At 71.6% G+C, this 23203-nt stretch carries 18 protein-coding genes; 15 read left to right on the top strand and 3 right to left on the bottom strand.

Features of this window, described 5'->3' with window-relative positions; genetic code table 11:
• Positions 1-57 precede the first annotated feature (57 nt).
• From miaB to OG627_RS07550, 3 genes are all read left to right on the top strand, one after another.
• Positions 58-1545, top strand: a complete 1488-nt coding sequence (gene miaB, locus OG627_RS07560; RefSeq protein ID WP_329062719.1) for a tRNA (N6-isopentenyl adenosine(37)-C2)-methylthiotransferase MiaB — start codon at positions 58-60, stop codon at positions 1543-1545.
• Complete coding sequence (locus OG627_RS07555; protein ID WP_329062717.1) at positions 1542-2000, top strand: hypothetical protein; 459 nt, start codon at positions 1542-1544, stop codon at positions 1998-2000. Before miaB ends, OG627_RS07555 begins: the two co-directional genes overlap by 4 nt.
• Before the next feature lie 72 nt (positions 2001-2072).
• A complete protein-coding gene (locus tag OG627_RS07550; protein ID WP_329062715.1) occupies positions 2073-2801 on the top strand; it encodes a hypothetical protein in 729 nt (242 codons plus the stop codon).
• An 86-nt stretch (positions 2802-2887) separates the two neighbouring features.
• On the opposite strand, the gene OG627_RS07545 is transcribed toward OG627_RS07550, so the two are convergent.
• On the bottom strand, positions 2888-3133 hold the full coding sequence (locus tag OG627_RS07545; RefSeq protein ID WP_329062713.1) for an antitoxin: 246 nt from the start codon (positions 3131-3133) through the stop codon (positions 2888-2890).
• Positions 3134-3308: 175 nt separating this feature from the next.
• Here OG627_RS07545 and miaA point away from each other — a divergent pair, with 175 nt between their 5' ends.
• The 6 genes from miaA (at position 3309) to hflX (ending at position 11430) form a co-directional block, all read left to right on the top strand.
• A complete protein-coding gene (gene miaA / locus OG627_RS07540; RefSeq protein WP_329062711.1) occupies positions 3309-4247 on the top strand; it encodes a tRNA (adenosine(37)-N6)-dimethylallyltransferase MiaA in 939 nt (312 codons plus the stop codon).
• Positions 4248-4372: 125 nt separating this feature from the next.
• The gene (locus OG627_RS07535; protein WP_329072464.1) at positions 4373-4810 is read left to right on the top strand and encodes a hypothetical protein; all 438 of its coding nucleotides are present in this window, start codon (positions 4373-4375) and stop codon (positions 4808-4810) included.
• A 69-nt stretch (positions 4811-4879) separates the two neighbouring features.
• Complete coding sequence (locus OG627_RS07530) at positions 4880-5860, top strand: diaminopimelate epimerase (protein WP_329062709.1); 981 nt, start codon at positions 4880-4882, stop codon at positions 5858-5860.
• Positions 5861-5999: 139 nt separating this feature from the next.
• Positions 6000-8111, top strand: coding sequence for a RelA/SpoT family protein (locus tag OG627_RS07525; protein ID WP_329062707.1), 2112 nt, complete (start codon positions 6000-6002; stop codon positions 8109-8111).
• A gap of 209 nt (positions 8112-8320) precedes the next feature.
• Positions 8321-9823, top strand: coding sequence for a M1 family metallopeptidase (locus OG627_RS07520; protein ID WP_329062705.1), 1503 nt, complete (start codon positions 8321-8323; stop codon positions 9821-9823).
• A 116-nt stretch (positions 9824-9939) separates the two neighbouring features.
• Complete coding sequence (gene hflX / locus OG627_RS07515; protein WP_329062703.1) at positions 9940-11430, top strand: GTPase HflX; 1491 nt, start codon at positions 9940-9942, stop codon at positions 11428-11430.
• Between the two features lie 102 nt (positions 11431-11532).
• Here the strand turns inward: hflX and OG627_RS07510 are convergent, their stop codons facing one another.
• Positions 11533-12759 carry a trypsin-like serine peptidase gene (locus OG627_RS07510; RefSeq protein ID WP_329062701.1) on the bottom strand — a complete coding sequence of 409 codons (1227 nt, stop codon included), beginning with the start codon at positions 12757-12759 and terminating at the stop codon, positions 11533-11535.
• Between the two features lie 435 nt (positions 12760-13194).
• Here OG627_RS07510 and OG627_RS07505 point away from each other — a divergent pair, with 435 nt between their 5' ends.
• The 5 genes from OG627_RS07505 to OG627_RS07485 all read left to right on the top strand — a co-directional run bounded on the left by OG627_RS07505 (position 13195) and on the right by OG627_RS07485 (position 21267).
• Positions 13195-14559: a diaminobutyrate--2-oxoglutarate transaminase family protein gene (locus OG627_RS07505; RefSeq protein WP_329062699.1), complete on the top strand. Its 1365-nt coding sequence runs from the start codon at positions 13195-13197 to the stop codon at positions 14557-14559.
• A 30-nt stretch (positions 14560-14589) separates the two neighbouring features.
• Positions 14590-16449, top strand: a complete 1860-nt coding sequence (locus OG627_RS07500; protein ID WP_329062697.1) for an IucA/IucC family protein — start codon at positions 14590-14592, stop codon at positions 16447-16449.
• Between the two features lie 40 nt (positions 16450-16489).
• Positions 16490-17287, top strand: coding sequence for a GNAT family N-acetyltransferase (locus OG627_RS07495; RefSeq protein WP_443073429.1), 798 nt, complete (start codon positions 16490-16492; stop codon positions 17285-17287).
• Between the two features lie 255 nt (positions 17288-17542).
• The gene (locus OG627_RS07490; RefSeq protein ID WP_443073428.1) at positions 17543-19258 is read left to right on the top strand and encodes an IucA/IucC family protein; all 1716 of its coding nucleotides are present in this window, start codon (positions 17543-17545) and stop codon (positions 19256-19258) included.
• 38 nt (positions 19259-19296) lie between these two features.
• Positions 19297-21267 (top strand): ATP-dependent DNA helicase, encoded by a 1971-nt coding sequence (locus OG627_RS07485; RefSeq protein ID WP_329062695.1) that lies wholly within the window; start codon positions 19297-19299, stop codon positions 21265-21267.
• Between the two features lie 96 nt (positions 21268-21363).
• Here OG627_RS07485 and lexA read toward each other — a convergent pair whose 3' ends face one another.
• The gene (lexA, locus tag OG627_RS07480) at positions 21364-22149 is read right to left on the bottom strand and encodes a transcriptional repressor LexA (protein WP_114625277.1); all 786 of its coding nucleotides are present in this window, start codon (positions 22147-22149) and stop codon (positions 21364-21366) included.
• 506 nt (positions 22150-22655) lie between these two features.
• Between lexA and nrdR the strand changes: the two genes are divergently transcribed.
• Positions 22656-23165 carry a transcriptional regulator NrdR gene (gene nrdR, locus OG627_RS07475; protein ID WP_329062689.1) on the top strand — a complete coding sequence of 170 codons (510 nt, stop codon included), beginning with the start codon at positions 22656-22658 and terminating at the stop codon, positions 23163-23165.
• Positions 23166-23203 lie beyond the last annotated feature (38 nt).

Genomic DNA, 23203 nt, shown 5'->3' with positions numbered 1-23203 from the left:
GCCTCCCGGGAATCCCCGGGCGACGGCCGCGCGGGACCCCGTACCCTGGTGGGCGAGATGAGCGCGAAGACTTACGAGGTGCGCACCTACGGGTGCCAGATGAATGTCCACGACTCCGAGCGGCTGTCGGGCCTGCTGGAGGGAGCCGGATACGTCCGCGCGCCCGAAGGCGCCGACGGGGACGCCGATGTTGTCGTCTTCAACACCTGCGCGGTGCGGGAGAACGCCGACAACAAGCTGTACGGCAACCTCGGCCGGCTGGCGCCGATGAAGACCAGGCGGCCCGGCATGCAGATCGCCGTCGGCGGCTGCCTGGCGCAGAAGGACCGCGACACCATCGTGCGGCGCGCGCCCTGGGTCGATGTCGTCTTCGGCACGCACAACATCGGCAAGCTGCCGGTCCTCCTGGAGCGCGCCCGCGTCCAGGAAGAGGCGCAGATCGAGATCGCGGAGTCCTTGGAGGCGTTCCCCTCCACGCTGCCGACCCGCCGCGAGTCCGCGTACGCCGCGTGGGTCTCCATCTCGGTCGGCTGCAACAACACCTGCACCTTCTGCATCGTCCCGGCGCTGCGCGGCAAGGAGAAGGACCGCCGCCCCGGCGACATCCTCGCCGAGATCGAGGCGCTGGTCTCCGAGGGCGTCTCCGAGATCACGCTGCTCGGCCAGAACGTCAACGCGTACGGCTCCGACATGGGCGACCGCGAGGCGTTCTCCAAGCTGCTGCGCGCCTGTGGCGCGATCGAGGGGCTGGAGCGTGTCCGCTTCACCTCGCCGCATCCGCGTGACTTCACGGACGACGTGATCGCGGCGATGGCCGAGACCCCGAACGTGATGCCGCAGCTCCACATGCCGCTCCAGTCCGGCTCGGACCCGATCCTGAAGGCGATGCGCCGCTCGTACCGGCAGGACCGCTACCTGGGCATCATCGACAAGGTGCGCGCCGCGATCCCGCACGCCGCCATCTCCACCGACATCATCGTGGGCTTCCCCGGCGAGACCGAGGAGGACTTCGAGCAGACGATGAAGGTCGTGCGCGAGGCGCGCTTCGCGCAGGCGTTCACCTTCCAGTACTCCAAGCGCCCCGGCACCCCGGCCGCCGACATGGACGGGCAGATCCCCAAGGAGATCGTCCAGGAGCGCTACATGCGGCTGTCCGCCCTCCAGGAGGAGATCTCCTGGGAGGAGAACAAGCAGCAGGTCGGCCGGACGCTGGAGGTCATGGTCGCCGAGGGCGAGGGCCGCAAGGACGGAGCCACCCACCGGCTCTCGGGCCGCGCCCCCGACAACCGTCTCGTCCACTTCACCAAGCCGGACGAGGAGGTGCGGCCCGGCGATGTGGTGACCGTGGAGATCACCTACGCGGCCCCGCACCACCTGCTCGCCGAGGGACCCGCCCCGGCGGTGCGCCGCACCCGCGCCGGTGACGCCTGGGAGCGGCGGAACGCCGCCTCCGCCCCGAAGCCGGCCGGTGTGCTGCTGGGACTGCCCACGGTCGGGGTCCCGGCCCCGCTTCCGGCGGTCACGGGCGGTTGCGCGGTCGAGTGACGGCCACCAGGTGGGGGCTGATCGTCGAGCAGAATCTCGGATTCGGCAATCAGAAGCGGGTGTGGGCGCCCGATGTCCTGGCCCATGTGGACGGGACCAGGGAAGAGGCGATGGCCGAGCTGCTCGGGCGCGCCAGACGCTTCTCGCCCATGCATCCGGCCAATCCCAAACGCACCAGGCTCTACGCGGACGGGGACGGCTACCTGCTCGTCATCGAGGGCGTGTGGCAGCAGTTCCACTGCCGGTTCACCGTGGCCGAGCTGCTGTACGACAGCGACCCGCCGCCCCCGGCTCCCGCCCCGCCTGCCGAACCGGTCCGGGCGGATCCGCCGCTGCCTCCGCCGCCGCTTGCTCCTCCTCCGCCGCCGGAACCGCCCCGCCCTTGGGACGCGGACGTTCCGGAGGTGCCCTCCTGGCTCGGCCGCGAGGACCTGCCGGGCGCGGGCGCTCCGTGACGCCCTTCCCATGAAGGGGGCATCCGCTCCTCGCGGGTACGGCCGGGCGTCGCGCCGTTTAGGCTGCCGATCATGCTCGTATCCGCCGCCGTGTGCCCCAGCCCGCCCCTGCTCGTGCCCGCCGTAGCCGCCGGTGCCGCTCCCGAACTCGACGCCGCGCGCGCCGCGTGCGCGCGGGCGCTCGGCGTGCTGGCCGCCGCACGCCCCGACCGGCTGGTCGTCGTCGGCCCCGCGGGGGAGACGGGCCTCGGGGTCCACCCGCAGGGCGCCGTCGGCTCCTTCAGAGGCTTCGGCGTCGACTCCGAAGCCGTACTCGGCGGGGTCCGCACCGAGCCTGGGCCGGAATCGGCGGCGGGACGCGAACTGCCCGCCTCCCTTGCCGTCGCCGCCTGGCTGCTGGAGCACGTCCTCTGGAGCGGCGCCCCGGTATCGGGGCTGGGCGTGGGGGAGGCGCTGGCCCCCGAGGACTGTGCCGGGGCGGGGCGGGAGCTCGCCGCGGGAGCCGACCGGGTGGCCCTGCTCGTCATGGGCGACGGCAGTGCCTGCCGTACGGTCAAGGCCCCCGGGTATCTGGACGAGCGGGCGCCGGCCTTCGACGCGGAAGCGGCGCGGGCCCTGGCGGCCGCTGATGTGCCGGGGCTGCTGGCGCTGGAAACGGAACCTGCCCGCGCGCTCAAGGCGGCGGGCCGGGCGCCCTGGCAGGTGCTCGCGGGCGCGGCGCAGGGCGCGGGGCTGGGCGGCGAGTTGCTGTACGAGGACGCGCCGTACGGCGTCGGTTACTTCGTGGCCGTCTGGTCCTAGGACCGCCCCGCGTCCGGTTCATGGACATGGCCTGGGCGCGTCCCGCCGACGGGCGGCGGGACGCGCCCAGGTGTGCGTGCGGTGGATCAAGAGGAGGCGGCGGGCGGCGGGGGAGTTCCGTCGTCCTTGTGGGCGAGCTTGTCCAGGGCGCCCTTCGCCTTGTCCGTGCCGGTACCGATCTTGTCGCTGTACTTGCCCTTGGTCTTCTCGTCGACCGTACGGGCAGCCTTGTCCAGTCCCTGCTCGATCTTGTCCCCGTGCTGCTGCGCGAGGTCGGTGACCTTGTCACGGGCCGGACCGATCTTGGCCTTCAGTGAATCCAGGAAGCCCATGGGCCACCTTCCCTCGGAGGAAACAACAGCCTATGTACCTCACAGATTACTCGCGGCGGCGGCATCGCGCGCCGTGCGCCGCGCGCGCCGGCGTGCGGCCACCGGCGTACGCACCGGCGTGCGGCGCTGCGTAACTCGTTCGGGCAGGAGCCCGCGAGTTTGCGAGACTGGGGCAGTGAGAAGCGCAGCTACCGCACCGCGGGTCATCGCCGTCGTCGGTCCCACCGCGGCCGGCAAGTCAGATCTCGGCGTTCACCTCGCCCGGCAACTCGGCGGTGAGGTCGTCAACGCCGACTCCATGCAGCTCTACCGGGGGATGGACATCGGCACGGCCAAGTTGACGACCGAGGAACGTGCCGGCGTCCCGCACCATCTCCTCGACATCTGGGACGTCACCGAGGCCGCCAGCGTCGCCGAGTACCAGAAGCGGGCCCGGACGGAGATCGACCGGCTGCTCGCGGCGGGCCGTACCCCCGTGCTGGTGGGAGGCTCCGGGCTGTACGTACGCGGCGCCATCGACGCGCTCGACTTCCCCGGTACCGACCCCGGGGTACGGGCCCGGCTGGAGGCGGAGCTGACCCTGCGCGGCTCCGGCGCGCTGCACGCGCGGCTGGCCGCCGCCGACCCGCAGGCGGGCCGCGCGATCCTGCCCAGCAACGGCCGCCGGATCGTCCGGGCGCTGGAGGTGATCGAGATCACCGGCAAGCCCTTCACCGCCAATCTGCCCGGCCACGAAGCCGTCTACGACACCGTGCAGATCGGCGTCGACGTCGCCCGCCCGGAGCTGGACGAGCGGATCGCGCGGCGCGTCGACCGGATGTGGGACGAGGGGCTCGTCGACGAAGTGCGCGACCTGGAGACCCGGGGACTGCGCGAGGGGCGCACCGCCTCGCGCGCCCTCGGCTACCAGCAGGTGCTCGCGGCGCTCGCGGGCGAGTGCACCGACGAGGAGGCGCGCTTCGAGACCGTACGCGCCACCAAACGCTTCGCGCGCCGCCAGGATTCGTGGTTCCGCCGCGACTCACGCGTGCACTGGCTGGGCGGCGGAACCGAGCAACGGGGGGAACTCCCCGACCTGGCGCTGGCGTTGGTCGAACGAGCGGTTACAGCCTGATCACGTGATGGCATCGGGACGCTCAGGGCGCCCTTGCGGTACTCCACGGCGTGCCATCATCGAGCATCGGTCGACCATCGGGCATCGATCGACCACTGGAGTCCGACTTGGGAGGGCGCGTGGCGATGGAGGCCGGCCCTCGCGACAGAGAACCCACGGCACCGAGGGCAGCGGACGACGCCCCGGGCCTGAGCCCTGACGGGCCGGAAGAAGAGACAGTGACCCCCGAGGTCGAGGTCGAACTCCGCCCTCAGCGACGCCTGCGGATCTGGCAACTCGCCCCGATCGTGGCGCTCGCCGCCATCGGCTCGCTGATGTTCGCCTTCCCCCTCGCCTTCGGCACCGGGGACGGCGGCGCCGTCGTCGCCATGCTGGGGCTGCTGATCAGCTGCTGCGCGGCAGGCTGGGGCATGATGGCCGCCCGCCGCGTCGGCCACACCTGGCCCGGCCTGCCGGCCCGCGCCTCCGGCGAACGCCCCGACTGGCGCGTCATCGCGCTGTACGTGACGGTGGCCGCCGCCCTGGTGGCCCTGGCCGTCTGGCGCGTCGCCCGGCTGCGCTGACACCCGCCGGATCACGGGTGCGGACGCCGCCCGGCGGACGGTGTCGGTGGCTGCTCGTACGATGGATCAGTGAGCACTTCGCAGACCGCGCCGATCGCCTTCCTCAAGGGCCACGGGACCGAGAACGACTTCGTGATCGTCCCCGACCCCGACAACGCCATCGACCTGCCCCCGCGCGCCGTGGCCGCCCTGTGCGACCGCAGGGCGGGCGTCGGCGGCGACGGGCTGCTGCGCGTCGTCAGGTCGGCGGCGCACCCCGAGGCGCGCGCCATGGCGGGCGAGGCCGAGTGGTTCATGGACTACCGCAACGCCGACGGATCCATCGCCGAGATGTGCGGCAACGGGGTCCGGGTCTTCGCCCGCCACCTCCAGCGCGCCGGTCACGTGGAGGCGGGCGACCTGGCCGTGGCGACCCGCGGCGGAGTGAAGCGGGTGCACCTCTCCAAGGGGACCGGCGGCTCCAAGAGGACCGGCGGCTCCGAGGAGATCGGCGGCTCCGAGGGAGTGGACGGCTCCGAGGCGCTGGACGGCTCCGAGGCGCTGGACGGCGACATCACCGTCCACATGGGCCGGGCGCTGCTCCCCGGGGGCGACGGCGTGAGCGTCTCGGTCGGCGACCGCTCCTGGCCCGCGCGCAACGTCAACATGGGCAATCCGCACGCGGTCGCGTTCGTCGACGACCTGGCGCACGCCGGGAACCTGCTCTCCGCGCCCGCCGTCACCCCCTCCTCCGCCTACCCCGACGGAGTGAACGCCGAATTCGTCGTCGACCGGGGCCCGCGCCATCTCGCCATGCGGGTCCACGAGCGCGGTTCGGGCGAGACCCGCTCCTGCGGCACGGGCGCCTGCGCGGTGGCCGTGGCCGCCGCCCGCAGGGACGGCGTGGACCCCGCGGTGACCGGATCCCCCGTCACCTACACCGTCGATCTCCCCGGCGGACGGCTCGTCATCACCGAACACCCCGACGGTTCCGTCGAGATGGCCGGGCCCGCCGTGATCGTCGCCGAGGGATACATCGACCCGGTATGGCTCGAAACGGCCCTCGCCTGAAGCATCGCTCGAATGGGTGATCCGTTTCACGCCGGGCGGGAGCGGGACTGCTCCACGTGGTGGGCTCGATAGCATCAAGCACCGGCCCGGAGGGCGCTCCCGCTCATCCACCGCCGGTCGATGCTGCCGGAGGCTCCCCATGAGTGCAGAGGCCACCACCCCTGGTGCCCACAGCCGCAGACGCGGCCTTCCCAGGATCGACCTCCGCAGACTCGGCAGGGCGGCGCTCCTCGGCCCCGCCTCCCGGGACCGGCTGCCCGACGCCATGGGGCATGTCGCGGACGCCCATCGCGCGCACCACCCGGACGCCGATCTCGCCGTACTGCGCAGGGCGTACCTGCTCGCCGAAGCCTCCCACCGGGGGCAGTTCCGCAAGAGCGGCGAGCCGTACATCACGCATCCGCTGGCCGTGACCCTGATCCTCGCCGAACTGGGCGCGGAGACAACGACCCTGACGGCCTCGCTCCTCCACGACACCGTCGAGGACACCGAAGTGACGCTCGACCAGGTCAGGGCGGAGTTCGGCGACGAGGTCTGCTATCTCGTCGACGGCGTGACCAAACTGGAGAAGGTCGACTACGGGGCCGCCGCCGAACCCGAGACCTTCCGCAAGATGCTCGTCGCCACCGGCAACGACGTCCGGGTGATGTCGATCAAGCTCGCGGACCGGCTGCACAACATGCGCACCCTCGGCGTGATGCGCCCCGAGAAACAGGCCCGCATCGCCAAGGTCACCCACGACGTCCTCATCCCGCTCGCCGAACGCCTCGGCGTCCAGGCGCTCAAGACCGAGCTGGAGGACCTGGTGTTCGCGATCCTCCACCCCGAGGAGTACGCGCACACCCGCGCCCTGATCGCGGACAACGCCACCGCGGGGGACGCCCTCGCGGCCATCTCCGAGGACGTCAGGCGCGTGCTGCGCGAGGCGGGCATCACGGCGGAAGTCCTGGTGCGGCCCCGGCACTTCGTCTCCGTGCACCGGTCCGGGCTCAAACGCGGCGAACTGCGCGGCACGGACTTCGGCAGGCTGCTGGTGCTGGTGGGGGAGGACGCCGACTGCTACGCGGTCCTCGGCGAGCTGCACACCTGCTTCACCCCGGTGATCTCCGAGTTCAAGGACTTCATCGCCGCGCCCAAGTTCAACCTGTACCAGTCCCTGCACACCGCCGTGGCGGGCCCGGACGGCGCCGTCGCCGAAGTCCTCATCCGCACGCACCGGATGCACAAGGTCGCCGAGGCCGGCGTCGTCGCGCTCGGCAATCCGTACACCGCGGCAGACAACGGCACGGGCCCGGACCGTACGGATCCGCGGGCCGCCGCGGAACCGTCGGACGGCGAGCGCGCCGACCCGACCCGGCCCGGCTGGCTCTCCCGGCTGCTGGAGTGGCAGCAGGCCGCCACCGATCCGGACACCTTCTGGACGACGCTGCGCGCGGACCTGGCCCAGGACGCCGAGATCACCGTCTTCCGCGCCGAGGGCGGCATGCTGGGGCTGCCGCCCGGGGCGACCTGCGTGGACGCCGCGTACGCGCAGCACGGCGAAGGTGCCCACGGCTGCCTCGGCGCGCGGGTCAACGGCCGGCTGGCGCCGCTGAGCACCGTCCTGCGGGACGGCGACACGGTCCAGCTGCTGCTGGACCGGGACGCGGCCTCGGGACCCGCGCCCGAGTGGCTCGACCACGCCCGTACCCCCGCCGCGCGGATCGCGATCACCGGCTGGCTCGCGGCGCACCCCGGGACCGAGGGGCTGCCCGCCGCCGCGCCCCGTACGCCCCAGCCCGTCAGCTCCGACCGGCGGGGCGGCGCCAACGCCGTGGTGGACCTGCCGGGCGCGACCGTACGGCTGGCAGGCTGCTGCACCCCCGTACCGCCCGACGCGGTCACCGGCTTCTCGGTGCGCGGCGGCGTGGTCACCGTCCACCGGCGCGAGTGCCGCGCGGTGGAGCGGATGCGCGCCCTCGACCGGACCCCGGTCGCGGTGAGCTGGGGGGACGAGCCGGAGTGCCGGGTCACGCTCTACGCCGAGTCCTTCGGCCGGCCCAGGCTGCTCGCCGACCTCACCGAGGCCATCGCGACGGCCGGCGCCGCGATCGTCGCGGCCAACGTCGAACCGCCGAGCGAGCAGCGCGTACGCCACACCTACACGCTGGAACTCCCCGACGCCGCCGGTCTGCCCGGTCTGATGCGGGCGATGCGCGACGTACCGGGGGTGTACGACGTGAGCCGCGCCCAGCAACCGGCGACGGCCTGAACTACCACGACGGCCGGAACGACCGGGGACGGTCCTGAACGCCCGGCCCCGGGACCGGCCTCAGGACCGTCCCCCGGGGCCGGGCGCCGCGCACGTCAACATCGCGCATCTCGGCATCCGGCGGTCGGCCGCCCCCTGACCTGCCCCTTTCGGGTGTGCGCGGCGCGCGCCGTCGCCATGCGCCCGGCGGGCGCTGGTAGCGATGGCGCATGCTGCTCACCTCTCGCCGACTGCGCGCCGCCCTGCTGGCCGCTGCCTCGGCCACGCTCGTCGCCGCCACCCTGCCCGCGCCCGAACCGCTCGGCATCGGCGATCCGCTCTTCCCCTATCTGGGCAATCCCGGATACGACGTGCTGACGTACGACCTCGCCTTCACCTACAGCGGCGACAACACCAAGCCGCTGGACGCCGTCACCAAGATCGACGCACGGGCGACCGAGCCCCTGGACCGCGTCAACCTCGACTTCACCCACGGCACCGTCCGCTCGGTCGAGATCAACGGCGCCGAGGCACAGTTCGCCACGGCCGGCGAGGACCTGGTGCTCACGCCGCCGAAACCCGTCAAGGCCGGCGCGCGCCTGCGGATCACCGTCAACCACACCAGCGATCCCAACGGCCGGGGCGGCGGCTGGCTGCGCACCTCCGACGGACTGGCCATGGCCAATCAGGCGGACGCCGCCCACCGCGTCTTCCCCGGCAACGACCACCCCGCCGACAAGGCGTACTTCACCTTCCGCGTCACCGCCCCCGAACAGCTCACCGTGGTCGCCAACGGTCTTCCCGAAGGGAAGACCCGGCGCGGCCCGAACACCACCTGGACCTACCGTACCCAGCACCCCATGGCCACGGAGCTGGCACAGATCTCCATCGGCACCTCGGCCGTCGTGCACCGCGCCGGGCCGCGCGGACTGCCCGTACGGGACGTGGTGCCCGCGGCGGACCGCGAGAAGCTGGAGCCCTGGCTCAGGAAGACCCCCGAGCAGCTGACCTGGATGGAACGGCAGGTCGGGCCGTACCCCTTCGAGACGTACGGCGTGCTGATCGCCGGCGCCGACACCGGCTTCGAGCTGGAGACCCAGACGCTCTCGCTCTTCGAGCGCTCCCTGTTCACCCGCCCCGAGTACCCCGAGTGGTACGTCGACTCGGTCATGGTCCACGAGCTGGCCCACCAATGGTTCGGCAACAGCGTCTCGCCGCACCGGTGGTCCGACCTGTGGCTCAACGAGGGGCACGCCACCTGGTACGAGGCCCGCTACGCGGAGGAACAGACCCCGAAGGCGACGTCCGAACCGGCCCAGAAGTCCCTGGAGGAGCGGATGCGCGCCGCGTACACGCGGTCCGACGGCTGGCGCGCGGCCGGCGGCCCCCCGGCCGCCCCCGAGCCCCCGACGGCGGGGCAGCAGATCAGCCTGTTCCGGCCGGTGGTGTACGACGGCAGCGCCCTGATCCTCTACGCCCTGCGTCAGGAGATCGGCGCCGACGCCTTCCAGCACGTGGAGCGCGACTGGGTGAGCGGCCACCGGGACGGGACCGCGACCACGGCGGACTTCGTCGCCCTCGCCTCCCGGGTCGCCGGACGTGACCTCACCGGCTTCTTCACCCCGTGGCTGTACGGCAGGAAGACCCCGCCCATGCCCGGCCACCCGGACTGGCGCAGCGACGCACCCGCCGCCAAGCACGGGGCACGGGAACCACTGCCGAAACCGGAGTGACGGCGGGGCCGAACCGTGCCACCATCGACGAGTCGGCGACGCGGCCGGGAATCATTCCCGATCGTCACGCGTTGTGACGGGTGTAACGGACTTCTCTCTTTCGACGTAAGGATCCAATGACCTCCTCTTCATCCCCTTCCCAGGCCGCGCAGAACTCCGCGGACCCCCGCACGGACAGCCTTCGGGCCGATGCCCTGATGGAAGAGGACGTCGCCTGGAGCCACGAGATCGACGGAGAGCGGGACGGCGATCAGCTCGACCGCTCCGAGCGCGCCGCGCTGCGCCGGGTGGCCGGTCTCTCCACGGAGCTGGAGGACGTCACCGAGGTCGAGTACCGCCAGCTGCGCCTGGAGCGCGTGGTGCTGGTCGGCGTATGGACCTCGGGCACGGTAAGGGACGCGGAGAACTCGCTGGCGGAGCTGGCCGCGCTCGCCGAGACCGCCGGTGCCGTGGTGCTCGACGGTGTGGTGCAGCGTCGCGACAAGCCCGACCCGGCCACGTACATCGGCTCGGGCAAGGCCCAGGAGCTGGCTGAGCTGGTGCTGGAGAGCGGCGCCGACACCGTCGTCTGCGACGGTGAGCTGAGCCCCGGCCAGCTGATCCACCTCGAGGACGTCGTCAAGGTGAAGGTCGTCGACCGTACGGCGCTGATCCTGGACATCTTCGCCCAGCACGCCAAGTCCCGTGAGGGCAAGGCGCAGGTCGCCCTGGCCCAGATGCAGTACATGCTGCCGAGGCTGCGCGGCTGGGGCCAGTCGCTCTCCCGGCAGATGGGTGGCGGCGGCGGTGGAGGTATGGCCACCCGCGGTCCCGGTGAGACCAAGATCGAGACGGACCGTCGGCGGATCCGCGAGAAGATGGCGAAGATGCGCCGGGAGATCGCGGAGATGAAGACCGGCCGCGAGCTGAAGCGACAGGAGCGGCGGCGCAACAAGGTGCCGTCCGTCGCGATCGCCGGATACACCAACGCCGGCAAGTCGTCCCTGCTCAACCGCCTCACCGGCGCGGGCGTCCTGGTGGAGAACTCGCTGTTCGCCACCCTGGACCCGACCGTGCGCCGGGCCGAGACACCGAGCGGGCGCCTCTACACCCTGGCCGACACGGTCGGCTTCGTCCGGCACCTGCCGCACCACCTCGTCGAGGCGTTCCGTTCCACGATGGAGGAGGTCGGCGACTCCGACCTCATCGTGCATGTGGTGGACGGATCGCATCCCGCGCCGGAGGAGCAGCTGGCCGCCGTGCGCGAGGTCATCCGTGACGTGGGCGCCCTCGACGTACGCGAGATCGTGGTGATCAACAAGGCGGACGCCGCGGATCCGCTGGTGCTCCAGCGGCTGCTGCGCGCCGAGCGATACGCGATCGCGGTCTCGGCGCGTACGGGGCAGGGAATCGCCGAGCTGCTGGCGCTGATCGACGAGGAGCTGCCGCGCCCGGAGGTCGAGGTCGAGGTGCTCCTGCCGTACACGCACGGCGCCCTGGTCTCCCGGACGCACGCCGAGGGCGAGGTGCTCTCGGAGGAACACACCTCGGAGGGCACGGTGCTCAAGGCACGGGTCCACGAGGAACTGGCGGCGGCGCTGGCCCCGTACGTACCGGTGGCCGGCTGATCCGACCGACCGGGGCCGGGGCTCGTTCCCCGTTCGCACGGTCCGTAGGAGCGGTTCGCACGCGGGCCCGCCCCCTCATCACGAGGGGGCGGGCCCGCGATTTCACTGGTCGGCGAACTTCTTGCTGACGCCGTTGTAGACGCCCTTGGCCACATCGCCCAGTCGCGGTCCGGCCAGCCAGCCCGCCGTGACCGGGCCGATGGACGTGTTGGAGACCAGGGCGGGCTTGCCGTCCTGACCGGCCGCGACCCAGCCGCCGCCGGACGAACCGCCGGTCATGGTGCAGCCGATGCGGTACATCGTCGGGTCATCGGCGTTCAACGACAGCCGGCCCGGACTGTCCTGGCACTGGAAGAGCTTCTGCCCGTCGAACGGCGGGGCCGCCGGATAGCCGGTCGCCTTCACGTCCGGGATCTGCGCGGTGGCCGGAGCGTTGAAATCGACCGGCAGAGCCGAACCGACCGTCTCTTCGAGGGACTTGCCCGTGGCGCCCTTCTCCGGGGTGACGTGGATCACCGCGAAGTCGTACGGGGCTCCCTGACCGCCCGTCGAGGAGCCCTGGGAGATCCACTGCTCGGAGGTCTGCGCCCAGTCCGCCCACCACACACCGTGCGGGGCGATCTGCTCCTTGGACGCCTTCTCCAGATCCGCCGTGGACAGCGCCCGGTCGTTGTACGCGGGTACGAAGGCCAGGTTGCGGTACCAGCCCCCGCTCTTGCCGGCGTGGACGCAGTGACCGGCCGTCCACACCATGTTGGACTTCCCGGGGTGGGCCGGGTCCTCGACGACTGTCGCCGAGCAGACCATCGAGCCGTCGGGACCGTCGAAGAACAACTTGCCGGACTGGGCCGCGCTCTCCCCGTACGGCGCGCTCACCGGCTGTGCGCCGACCGGCTTCGGCTCCGGGTCGGTGACTCCCTCGTCACCCGAGATGTCCTGGTCGCCCACCGGGTTCTCCGGCGGCTTCTCCGCGTCCCGCATCCGGTCGGAGTCCCAGAGCCCCTCGATGATGGGGTTGACGTAATCCCTGGCCTCGCGCAGCCACTTGTCGCGGTCCCAGTTCTTCCACTCACCGCCCCGCCACTTGTCCATGTCGATCCCGTGCTCCTTGAGCCGGTCCTTGAGATCGTCGGGGATGGTGATCGCGCCGTTGGCCGCGTCGGTCGCCGACGCCGTCGGCTGCTTCGCGGCGTCGTCCTCGTCGGGACCGCAGCCCGTCGCCGTGAGCACGAGGGCCGCGGCTATCGAGACACCCGCGAGAACGGGGGAGGTTCTGCGCCGTGCGCTCCTTCCGCGGCGTGCGGCGAGTGTCGGGCGAATGGGTCGCATGGCGTAATCCCCCTGGGACTTCGGAACATTTCGGAACAACGAAACAGACGGCGCATGCCGGTCGCGGTGGCCGCGGCCGGCATGCGGCCCCCACTATGCCGGTGCCGATGGGGACGGTGCGCGGCAGGGCGGCGGTTCCGTACCCCGGGCATCTCCCGAGGGGTGGACAACTCCCGGCCTTCCGGACGCCTCGCACTTCCCGGACCTCGTACACCTTCCGGACGCCTCGTATCTTCCGGACGCCGGACGTCTTCCGGTGCCGCGCGCCCGGTGCCGCACGGCCGGGTGCCAAGGATCTGCCGACGGGCCGTGATCACCGGCCCGCCCGGTCGTTGGTAGGTGCGGGGACGGGGCGGCGTACCCGCGTCGAACATCGGACGGGCGGGCGCCGTACTGACGGGGGACCGCACTGTGACAACGGGAGGACCGACAGCCGTGACCGTGACCGAACCGCCTCCGGCAGCACCGACCGTTACGCACGAGGGCATTCTCCGGCGTCAGTCCCTGCGCGAATCGGCCGCCCGTACCTACGCGAGATCGCTCCCCATCGTCCCGGTGCGCGCCCGGGGGGTGACGATCGAGGGCGCCGACGGCCGCCGGTATCTGGACTGCCTCTCCGGCGCGGGGACGCTGGCGCTGGGGCACAACCACCCGGTGGTCCTGGAGGCGATCAGAAGGGTCCTCGACTCGGGCGCGCCGCTGCATGCCCTCGACCTCGCCACCCCGGTCAAGGACGCCTTCACCACCGAGCTGTTCGCCACGCTGCCGCCGCGGTTCGCCCGCCATGCCCGCGTGCGGTTCTGCGGACCCGCCGGCACCGACGCGGTCGAGGCCGCCCTGCGACTCGTCCGCACCGCCACCGGCCGCACCGGCCTCCTCTCCTTCACCGGGGCGCACCACGGGACGGCCGCCGGAGCGCTCGCCGACTCCGGCGGCGGAGAGGACGCGGGGGTGACCCGGCTGCCGTACCCGTACGACTACCGCTGTCCCTTCGGCACCGGCGGGGAACGCGGGGCCGAACTCGCCGCGCGCTGGACCGAGAGCCTGCTGGACGACCCCGGAAGCGGACTGCCCGCCCCCGCGGGGATGATCCTCGAACCGGTGCAGGGCGAGGGCGGGGTGATCCCCGCTCCCGACGCCTGGCTGCGCAGAATGCGCGAGATCACCGCGGACCGCTCCATCCCGCTCATCGCCGACGAGGTGGAGACAGGAGTGGGACGGACCGGTACCTTCTGGGCTGTGGAGCACAGCGGGATCACCCCTGATGTGATGGTGATGTCCAAGGCGATCGGCGGCTCGCTCCCGCTGGCCGTGATCGTCTACCACGAGGACCTGGACAGCCGGCGGCCCGGCGCCCACCCGGGCACCTTCCAGGGCAATCAGCTCGCGATGGCGGCGGGCGCGGCCACCCTCGCGTACGTACGGGAGAACCGGCTCGCCGACCGCGCCGCCGCGCTCGGCGCGCGCATGCTCGGCCGGCTCCGGGGCCTCGCCGCCGACCACCCCTGTGTCGGAGACGTGCGCGGACGTGGTCTCATGATCGGTGTGGAACTCGTCGCCCCGGCGGCAGGTGACCCTGCCCCGCCGGACCCCGCGCTCGCGGCAGCTGTCCAGCAGGAGTGCCTGAGCCGTGGCCTCATCGTCGAACTCGGCGGCCGTGAGACGGCCGTTGTGCGACTCCTTCCCCCTCTCACTCTCACCGACGAGCAGTCCGTCGCCGTCCTCGACCGGTTCGCCGACGCGCTGGCCGCCGCCGAGCGCACCGCGCTCCGCCGGAAAGACTCCGGCCCGTCCAACTGACCCCGGACACCTCACAAGGAAGCCCTCTTCGTGAACCCCACACCCTCACCCGATGTGCCCGAGTCCGACGGCCGCTCCACCGCCGAGGCGGCGACGGTGCCACGGCAACCGGCGGGTGGCTTCGACGAACAACCCCTTCCCGTCGCGGACTTGGACAGCGCCGCCCAGGCGCCCGACCAGCTCGACCACGCCGACCCGCAGAAGGCGGCCGACGCGGCGGCCGTCGAGAACCTGCTGCGCTGCTGGGTACGCGAGAACAACCTGCCCCGGCCGCAGGGCACGGTGCTGCGGATCCCCCTCGACATCAGCGGCACCGCTCTCCTCGTCCCCGTCCGCCACTGGTCGGCCACGGGCTGGCACCGCTTCGGCATGCCCTTCCTGGAGAACGCCCCCCAGGACGCCCCCGCGGCGGAAGCGGTCACCGTCGCGGCCCTCCTCGGCCGCGAGTCGGGCCGCTACCAGGGCGCCGACCTGGTGGGCCGCGTCGCCAACTCCCTGGTGCACACCGCCGACTTCATCGCCGACCGCCGGGACGATCCCGCCGCGCCCGAGGACACGGACCTTTTCCTCACGGCGGAGCAGTCCCTGCTCCTCGGCCACCCCCTGCACCCCACGCCCAAGAGCCGGGAGGGCCTCTCCGAGGCCGAAGTGCGCTGTTACTCACCCGAGTTGCGCGGCTCCTTCCCGCTCCACTGGATGGCCGTCGACCGGTCCGTACTCGCCACCGACTCGGCGTGGACCGAGCAAGGGCGGGTGCTGCCCGCCGAACAGCTCACGGCCCGGTTCCTCGGGGACGTACCCCTTCCCGAGAACACCGTCGCGCTTCCTCTCCACCCCTGGCAGGCACGCGATGTGACGCACCGTCCGGCCGTCCGCCGGCTTCTCGACGCCGGACTTCTCCACGACCTGGGTCCCCACGGGGCCTCCTGGCACCCGACCTCTTCCATCCGTACGGTGCACCGGCCCGGCGCCGCCGCCATGCTGAAGCTCTCGCTCGGCGTCCGCATCACCAACTCCCGCCGCGAGAACCTCCGCAAGGAACTGCACCGGGGCGTCGAGGTCCACCGGCTGCTGCGCAGCGGGCTCGCCAAGGAGTGGCAGGCCGCCCACCCCGGCTTCGACATCGTGCGCGACCCCGCCTGGCTGGCCGTCGACACTCCCGACGGGGAACCGGTGACCGGCCTCGACGTGATGCTGCGGCACAACCCCTTCTCCCGGGACGACGACGCGGTCTGCATCGCCGGGCTGACCGCGCCCCGTCCCGCTCCCGGCCGCGCCGGAATGTCCACGCGCCTGACCGAGGCCGTGTCCGCGCTCGCCGCCCGCACCGGCCGCTCCGTCGCAGCCGTGTCCGCCGAGTGGTTCCTGCGCTATCTCGACCACGTCGTACGTCCGGTGCTCTGGCTGGACGGCGCGGCGGGGATCGCCCTGGAGGCCCACCAGCAGAACACCCTGGTCATCCTGGACGCCGAAGGCTGGCCCGTCGGCGGCCGCTACCGCGACAACCAGGGCTACTACTTCCGTGAGTCCCACCGCCCTTCACTGGAGCGCCGGCTGCCCGGCATCGGCTCGGTCAGCGACACCTTCGTCCCGGACGACGTCACCGACGAGCGCTTCGCCTACTACCTCGGCATCAACAACGTCCTCGGACTGATCGGAGCGTTCGGCGCCCAGGGGCTCGCCGACGAACGCGTCCTCCTCGCCGCCTTCCGGCAGTTCCTCACCGGCGCCACCGGACTCGGATCGCCGCTGCCGGGCCAGCTCCTGGAGAGCCCCACCCTGCGCTGCAAGGCCAATCTGCTCACCCGGCTCCACGGCCTCGACGAACTCGTCGGCCCCGTCGACACCCAGTCCGTCTATGTCACCATCACCAACCCCCTTCACGACTGATCGCGCCCGCCCGACCGAACCGCCGAGAGGAGAGCGCACCGTGCCCCCCAGCGACGCGCGCACCGGTACCAGCACCAACACCGGCATCGGTTCCGGTCCTGGTCCTGGTCCCGGTCCCGGTTCCACACCGCCGTCCGGCGGCGCCGCTGAGGACACTCTCGACCTGCGGCTGTCCGAAGAACTCGTCGCGATGTTCGGAGGGAGTGACGCCGTGACCGCGACCCCGCCCGGCGCCGGTACCCCGCCCGGCGCCGGCATCCCGGCCGGTGACCTGCTCGACACCCCCGCCGGCTGGGGCCCGGTCACCACCCCGGCCGGCGTCTTCCAGCTCGTCCCCGTACGGATCGAGCGTGATCTGGAGCTGATCACCCGCTGGATGAACGATCCGGCCGTGGCCGCCTTCTGGGAGCTGGCGGGGACGGAAGACGTGACCGCCGCCCATCTGCGCCTCCAGCTCGACGGCGACGGGCGCAGCGTCCCGTTCCTCGGTGTCCTGGGCGGGACCCCGATGAGCTACTGGGAGCTGTACCGCGCTGACCTGGACCCTCTCGCCCGCCACTACCCGGCCCGCCCGCACGACACCGGCATCCATCTGCTCCTCGGAGGCGTCGCCGATCGAGGGCGTGGCGTGGGGACCACTCTGCTGCGAGCGGTCGCCGACCTCGTCCTCGACCACCGCCCCCGCTGCGGACGCGTGATCGCCGAACCGGATCTGCGCAACACCCCCTCCGTCTCGGCCTTCCTCAGCGCCGGCTTCCGCTACACCGCCGAAGTCGACCTTCCCGACAAACGAGCCGCGCTCATGGTGCGCGAACGCGCCTTCCGTGACCTGATGTGACCGGTCGCGCTCCCGCTCCCACCGCACTCGTCCGCACCGCACTCGTCCGCACCGCACTCGTCACCCGCACCGCTCGACCCCGTATCGATTCCCACCCGAGGAGTCCTCGTGTCAACGTCCCCTGCCACTCATGACTCCGCCGGTCCCACCGGCCCCATATCCGCCGATCCCGCGGTGGATCCGTCCGTTCTGTTCTCCCCACCCGAGCTGAACGCCCATGCCTGGAGCCGGGCAAGCGGTCCACTTCTCGCCAAAATGATTGGGGAGTTCGCGTACGAGGAATTGGTTGATCCCGCCCCCGATCCCGGGACCGCCGAGGACCACTACTCCCTGACGCTCGACGGCGGTGAGACGCTCACCTTCCGCGCCGCACGCGGCTCCTACGGCAGCTGGCGCGTCGACTCCGACTCCCTCGCGTGCGACGGCCGGGCCTTCACCGACCCCCTGCGCTTCCTGCTGCTCTCCCGCCGGCTGCTCGGCCTCGACGGCGCGACCCTGGGCCACCTCGTACGGGAACTGACCACCACCCTCGCCGCCGATGCCAAGCTCGCCCACACCGCGCTCACCGCCGCGAAGCTCGCGGACCTGGACTACGCGGAACTCGAAGGACACCAGACCGGTCACCCCTGGATCGTCCTCAACAAGGGCAGGGTGGGCTTCTCCGCCACCGACACGGACCGCTGGGCACCCGAGGCCCGCACCCCGGCCAGGATCCCGTGGATCGCCGCCAGCACCTCTCTCGCCGCCTACCGGGGCGTCCCCGCACTCGACGTCCCCGACCGGCTGTACGCCGTCGAACTCGACGATCATGTGCGCGAGCGTTTCGACTCCGTGCTGCGCGACCGGGGCCTGGACCCGGCCGGGTACCTCTACCTGCCGGTGCATCCCTGGCAGTGGGACGAGGTCCTGGTCCAGCTCTACGCACCCGCGATAGCCGAGGGAGCGATCGTCCCGCTCCCCACCGACGGCGATCTGCGACTGCCGCAGCAGTCCATCCGTACGTTCCTCAACATCGAGCGGCCCGACCGGCACACGGTCAAACTGCCGCTGTCGATCCTCAACACCCTCGTCTGGCGCGGACTGCCCACCGAACGCACCCTGGCGGCCCCCGCCGTCACCGCGTGGATGCACGGCATCCGCGACGCCGACCCCTTCCTGCGCGACGCGTGCCGGGTGATCCTGCTCGGCGAGGTCGCCTCCGTGACCGTGGAACACCCCCTCTACGACCGGCTTCCCGAAGTCCCGTACCAGTACAAGGAGCTGCTCGGCGCCATCTGGCGCGAGCCCCTCCACACCCGGCTCGCCCCGGGTGAGCGCGCCCGCACCCTCGCCTCCCTCATCCATACGGATCCGGCGGGCCGCGCGTTCACCGCCGAACTCGTCGAACGCTCCGGACTCGCCCCCGGCGAGTGGCTCCAGCGCCTCTTCGCCGCGCTCCTGCCGCCCCTGCTGCACTTCCTCTACCGCTACGGGACCGTCTTCTCCCCGCACGGTGAGAACGCCATCGTGGTCTTCGACGACCAGGACGTGCCGGTACGGCTGGCGATCAAGGACTTCGTCGACGACGTGAACATCAGTGCCAGGCCGCTGCCCGAGCACGACGACATGCCCGACGACGTGAAGGAGATCCTCCTTACAGAGGAGCCCGCCTTCCTCACCCAGTTCATCCATTCAGGGCTTTTCGTCGGCGTCTTCCGCTACCTGGCGCCGCTGTGCCAGGAGCAGCTGGGGGTCTCCGAGGACGACTTCTGGTCCCTCGTACGGGCGGAGATCCTCCACCACCAGGCCCGGTTCCCGGAGCTGAAGGAGCGCTTCGAGACATTCGACCTGCTCACGCCCCGTATCGAGCGGCTGTGCCTGAACCGGAACCGGCTGCATCTCGACGGCTACCGCGACCGCTCGGAGCGGCCGCACGCCGCCGTGCGGGGCACCGTTCCCAACCCGCTCGCCGTCCGGCTTTCGGGCGACTGACCACCGTTGTCAGCGGGGCCCCGTAGGGTGGTCGGGCTATGACGAAGCCATCACTCCCCGAGCTCCTCCACGCCGCCGTCAGCTCTGTCGGCGGCGTGGAACGGCCTGGCCAGGCCGCGATGGCCGAGGCCGTCGCCGAGGCCATCGACACCCCGTCCCATCTGCTCGTCCAGGCGGGCACCGGCACCGGTAAATCCCTGGGCTATCTGGTGCCCGCCCTGGCACACGGCGAGCGGGTCGTGGTGGCCACGGCGACCCTCGCCCTCCAGCGCCAGCTGGTGGAACGCGACCTTCCGCGCACGGTCGACGCGCTCCATCCACTGCTGCGCCGGCGGCCCGAGTTCGCCATGCTCAAGGGGCGCTCCAACTATCTCTGTCTGCACCGGTTGCACGAGGGCGTGCCGCAGGACGAGGACGACGGTCTCTTCGACCAGTTCGAGGCCGCCGCGCCCACCAGCAGGCTGGGCCAGGACCTGCTGCGGATGCGGGACTGGGCGGACGACACGGAGACGGGGGACCGCGACGATCTGACGCCGGGGGTCTCCGACCGTGCCTGGTCCCAGGTCTCCGTCTCGTCGCGGGAGTGCCTGGGGGCGACGAAGTGCGCCTACGGCGCCGAGTGCTTCGCCGAGCTGGCGCGCGAGCGCGCCAAGCTCGCCGAGGTCGTGGTCACCAACCACGCGCTCCTCGCGATCGACGCGATCGAGGGCGCTCCCGTGTTGCCGCAGCACGAGGTGCTGATCGTCGACGAGGCCCATGAGCTGGTCTCCCGGGTCACCGGCGTCGCCACCGGAGAGCTGACCCCGGGGCAGGTGCAGCGCGCCGTGCGCCGCTCGGCGAAGCTGGTGAACGAGAAGGCGGCGGACGCGCTCCAGACGGCGTCCGAGAGCTTCGAACGGGTTATGGAACTGGCCCTGCCGGGGCGGCTGGAGGAGATCCCCGAGGACCTCGGCTACGCGCTGATGGCGCTGCGTGACGCGGCCCGCACCGTCATCTCGGCGCTCGGCTCGACCCGGGACAAGTCCGTGCAGGACGAGGATGTCGTACGCAAGCAGGCGCTCGCCTCCGTCGAGTCCATCCACGGGGTGGCCGAGCGCATCGCCAACGGGTCCGAGTGGGACGTCGTCTGGTACGAGAGGCACGACCGGTTCGGCGCGTCGCTGCGGGTGGCGCCGCTGTCCGTGTCGGGGCTGCTCAGGGAGAAGCTGTTCACGGACCGTTCCGTGGTCCTGACCTCGGCCACGCTGAAGCTCGGCGGAGACTTCAACGGGGTGGGTGCCTCGCTCGGCCTGGCGCCGGAAGGCACCGAGGGCGATGACGTCCCTCAGTGGAAGGGTATCGATGTCGGCTCGCCCTTCGAGTACCGCAAGCAGGGGATCCTCTACGTCGCCCGCCATCTGGCCACGCCGGGCCGGGAGGGTTCGCGCGGCGACATGATGGACGAGCTGGCGGAGCTGGTGGAGGCTGCGGGCGGTCGTACGCTCGGTCTCTTCTCGTCCATGCGGGCCGCGCAGGCGGCCGCCGAGGAGCTGCGCGGGCGGCTGGACGCGCCGATCCTGCTCCAGGGCGAGGAGACGCTGGGCGAGCTGATCAAGGCGTTCGCCGCCGATCCGAAGACCTGCCTGTTCGGCACGCTCTCGCTGTGGCAGGGCGTCGATGTGCCGGGGCCGAGTTCGCAGCTGGTCGTGATGGACCGGATTCCCTTCCCGCGTCCCGACGATCCGCTGATGAGCGCGCGCCAGAAGGCGGTGGAGGAGGCGGGCGGCAATGGCTTCATGTCGGTGGCCGCGACCCATGCCGCGCTGCTGATGGCACAGGGCGCCGGACGGCTGGTACGGGCGAGCGGGGACCGGGGCGTCGTGGCCGTACTCGATCCGAGGCTGGCCAACGCCCGCTACGGGAGCTTCGTGCGGGCCTCGCTGCCCGACTTCTGGTACACCACGGACCGCAACACGGTACGGAGGTCGCTCGCCGCGATCGACGCCGCTGCCGTGGCCGACGGGCGGTAGCCCGGGAGCCGCGGGGGTGCCCGGAGAGCAGAGTTGCGGTACACGAGGGATCCGGCGTGTACCGCAACTGTGGGTCGAAGGGGTGTCGAAGAGAGGTCACACCCTCCGGAGGACCGCCACCACCTTGCCGAGGATGGTCGCGTCGTCACCGGGAATCGGCTGGTAGGCGGCGTTGTGCGGGAGCAGCCAGACATGGCCCTCCTCGCGCCGGAAGCGCTTGACGGTGGCTTCGCCGTCCAGCATGGCCGCGACGATGTCGCCGTTCTCCGCGACGGGCTGGCGGCGGACCGTCACCCAGTCGCCGTCACAGATCGCCGCTTCGATCATCGAGTCGCCGACGACCTTCAGTACGAACAGCTCTCCGTCGCCCACCAGTTGGCGGGGGAGGGGGAAGACATCCTCGACGGATTCCTCCGCGAGGATCGGCCCTCCGGCCGCGATCCGGCCGACGAGCGGCACGTACGAGGCGGCCGGCTTACCGGTCGTGTCCGTCTGCTGTGTGCTCGGCTGGTCCGACCCGCGCACTTCGTACGCCCTGGGCCGGTGCGGATCGCGGCGCAGGAAGCCCTTGCGCTCCAGGGCCATCAGCTGATGCGCCACCGATGAGGTGCTGGAGAGGCCCACGGCCTGGCCGATCTCCCGCATGGAGGGCGGGTAGCCCCGCCTCTGCACGGAGTCACGGATGACTTCGATGACCCTCCGCTGCCGGTCGGTGAGACCGGAGCTGTCCGCCCTGATTCCTGGAGGTCGGCCGGGCAGTGAGCGGGTGGGCTTGGAACCCTCCGGGTTCATGACTGCGTCATTCATGGCATGCACCGGCTCGAATCGGCTCTGGGAGCGGTCCTGGGCAGTGATGGTGGCACTGTCTGCGGTGGTGGTCACGTCGGCCCCTCTCGAAATGTTCTCCCTGGCTGGACAACGGTAGTAGCTTTCGAAAGGTTGCGCCAAACACACGTTCGAGTGAAAAATCGAAGAGTGCCTACTTTGAGTGGTCGGCCGGGTGTATAGGCGTGTCGTTCGGCACCTGCTGTGCCTCTGCCGTCACGGTACCGGTCGGGTGTGGCGCCGACGCGGCCCCGGACGCGTCCGCCAGTCTTCCACCGGGTGGCCCGGAAGCGGGGGCGCCGCGCCCTTCCCGTACTCTCGTGGCCGGTCCGCCGAGCCACGGCGAAACCCCGGCCCGCCCGCCCCGACGCGCGACACGCGCTGGGGCCTGGGGTGCAATAAAACCCCAGATCTAGTGGTTGGATTGTCATAGCCACCCAGAAGTTGTGGTGCCCCCGTCTTTTGGTGGGGACGGCATCACCTATGCTGGGGGTCGCTTCGAGGGGCTCGTTCCGGGCCCTGACGGGGCTATTCAGTCGCGCTGTGAAGGAGGGTTGGTAGCCATGCACTGTCCCTTCTGCAGGCACCCCGACAGCCGGGTCGTCGACAGTCGCACCACCGACGACGGGACGTCCATCCGGCGCCGCCGCCAGTGCCCCGACTGCTCCCGCCGTTTCACGACCGTCGAGACCGCTTCACTCATGGTGATCAAGCGCAGCGGCGTGACCGAACCCTTCAGCCGTACCAAGGTCATCTCCGGTGTGCGCAAGGCGTGCCAGGGGCGGCCGGTCACCGAGGACGCCCTCGCCAAGCTCGGCCAGCGGGTCGAGGAAGCCGTGCGCGCCACCGGGAGCGCCGAGCTGACCACCCACGACGTGGGACTGGCCATACTCGGCCCGTTGCAGGAACTCGACCTGGTCGCCTACCTGCGCTTCGCGTCCGTGTACCGGGCGTTCGACTCGCTCGAAGACTTCGAGGCCGCCGTCGCGGAACTGCGCGAGCGGCCCCCTTCAGAGGAATCCGGCGTCGACGGGGCCAGTGTGGTCCCCGTGCCCGCCACCCCCGCGGACTGACCGGCCGGCTCGATCCCGGCCGCTCCGCGGTGACGAAA

Source organism: Streptomyces sp. NBC_01429, assembly GCF_036231945.1.
Taxonomy (GTDB): Bacteria; Actinomycetota; Actinomycetes; order Streptomycetales; family Streptomycetaceae; genus Streptomyces.
This window is presented reverse-complemented; position numbering and strand designations above follow the sequence as displayed.

Bases quoted from the DNA above. Each gene is read 5' to 3' on its own strand.
- miaB (WP_329062719.1), top strand. From the start codon at position 58: ATGAGCGCGAAGACTTACGAGGTGCGCACCTACGGGTGCCAGATGAAT.
- OG627_RS07550 (WP_329062715.1), top strand. From the start codon at position 2,073: ATGCTCGTATCCGCCGCCGTGTGCCCCAGCCCGCCCCTGCTCGTGCCC.
- OG627_RS07545 (WP_329062713.1), bottom strand. From the start codon at position 3,133: ATGGGCTTCCTGGATTCACTGAAGGCCAAGATCGGTCCGGCCCGTGAC.
- OG627_RS07535 (WP_329072464.1), top strand. From the start codon at position 4,373: ATGGAGGCCGGCCCTCGCGACAGAGAACCCACGGCACCGAGGGCAGCG.
- OG627_RS07525 (WP_329062707.1), top strand. From the start codon at position 6,000: ATGAGTGCAGAGGCCACCACCCCTGGTGCCCACAGCCGCAGACGCGGC.
- OG627_RS07520 (WP_329062705.1), top strand. From the start codon at position 8,321: ATGCTGCTCACCTCTCGCCGACTGCGCGCCGCCCTGCTGGCCGCTGCC.
- hflX (WP_329062703.1), top strand. From the start codon at position 9,940: ATGACCTCCTCTTCATCCCCTTCCCAGGCCGCGCAGAACTCCGCGGAC.
- OG627_RS07510 (WP_329062701.1), bottom strand. From the start codon at position 12,759: ATGCGACCCATTCGCCCGACACTCGCCGCACGCCGCGGAAGGAGCGCA.
- OG627_RS07490 (WP_443073428.1), top strand. From the start codon at position 17,543: ATGATTGGGGAGTTCGCGTACGAGGAATTGGTTGATCCCGCCCCCGAT.
- OG627_RS07485 (WP_329062695.1), top strand. From the start codon at position 19,297: ATGACGAAGCCATCACTCCCCGAGCTCCTCCACGCCGCCGTCAGCTCT.
- nrdR (WP_329062689.1), top strand. From the start codon at position 22,656: ATGCACTGTCCCTTCTGCAGGCACCCCGACAGCCGGGTCGTCGACAGT.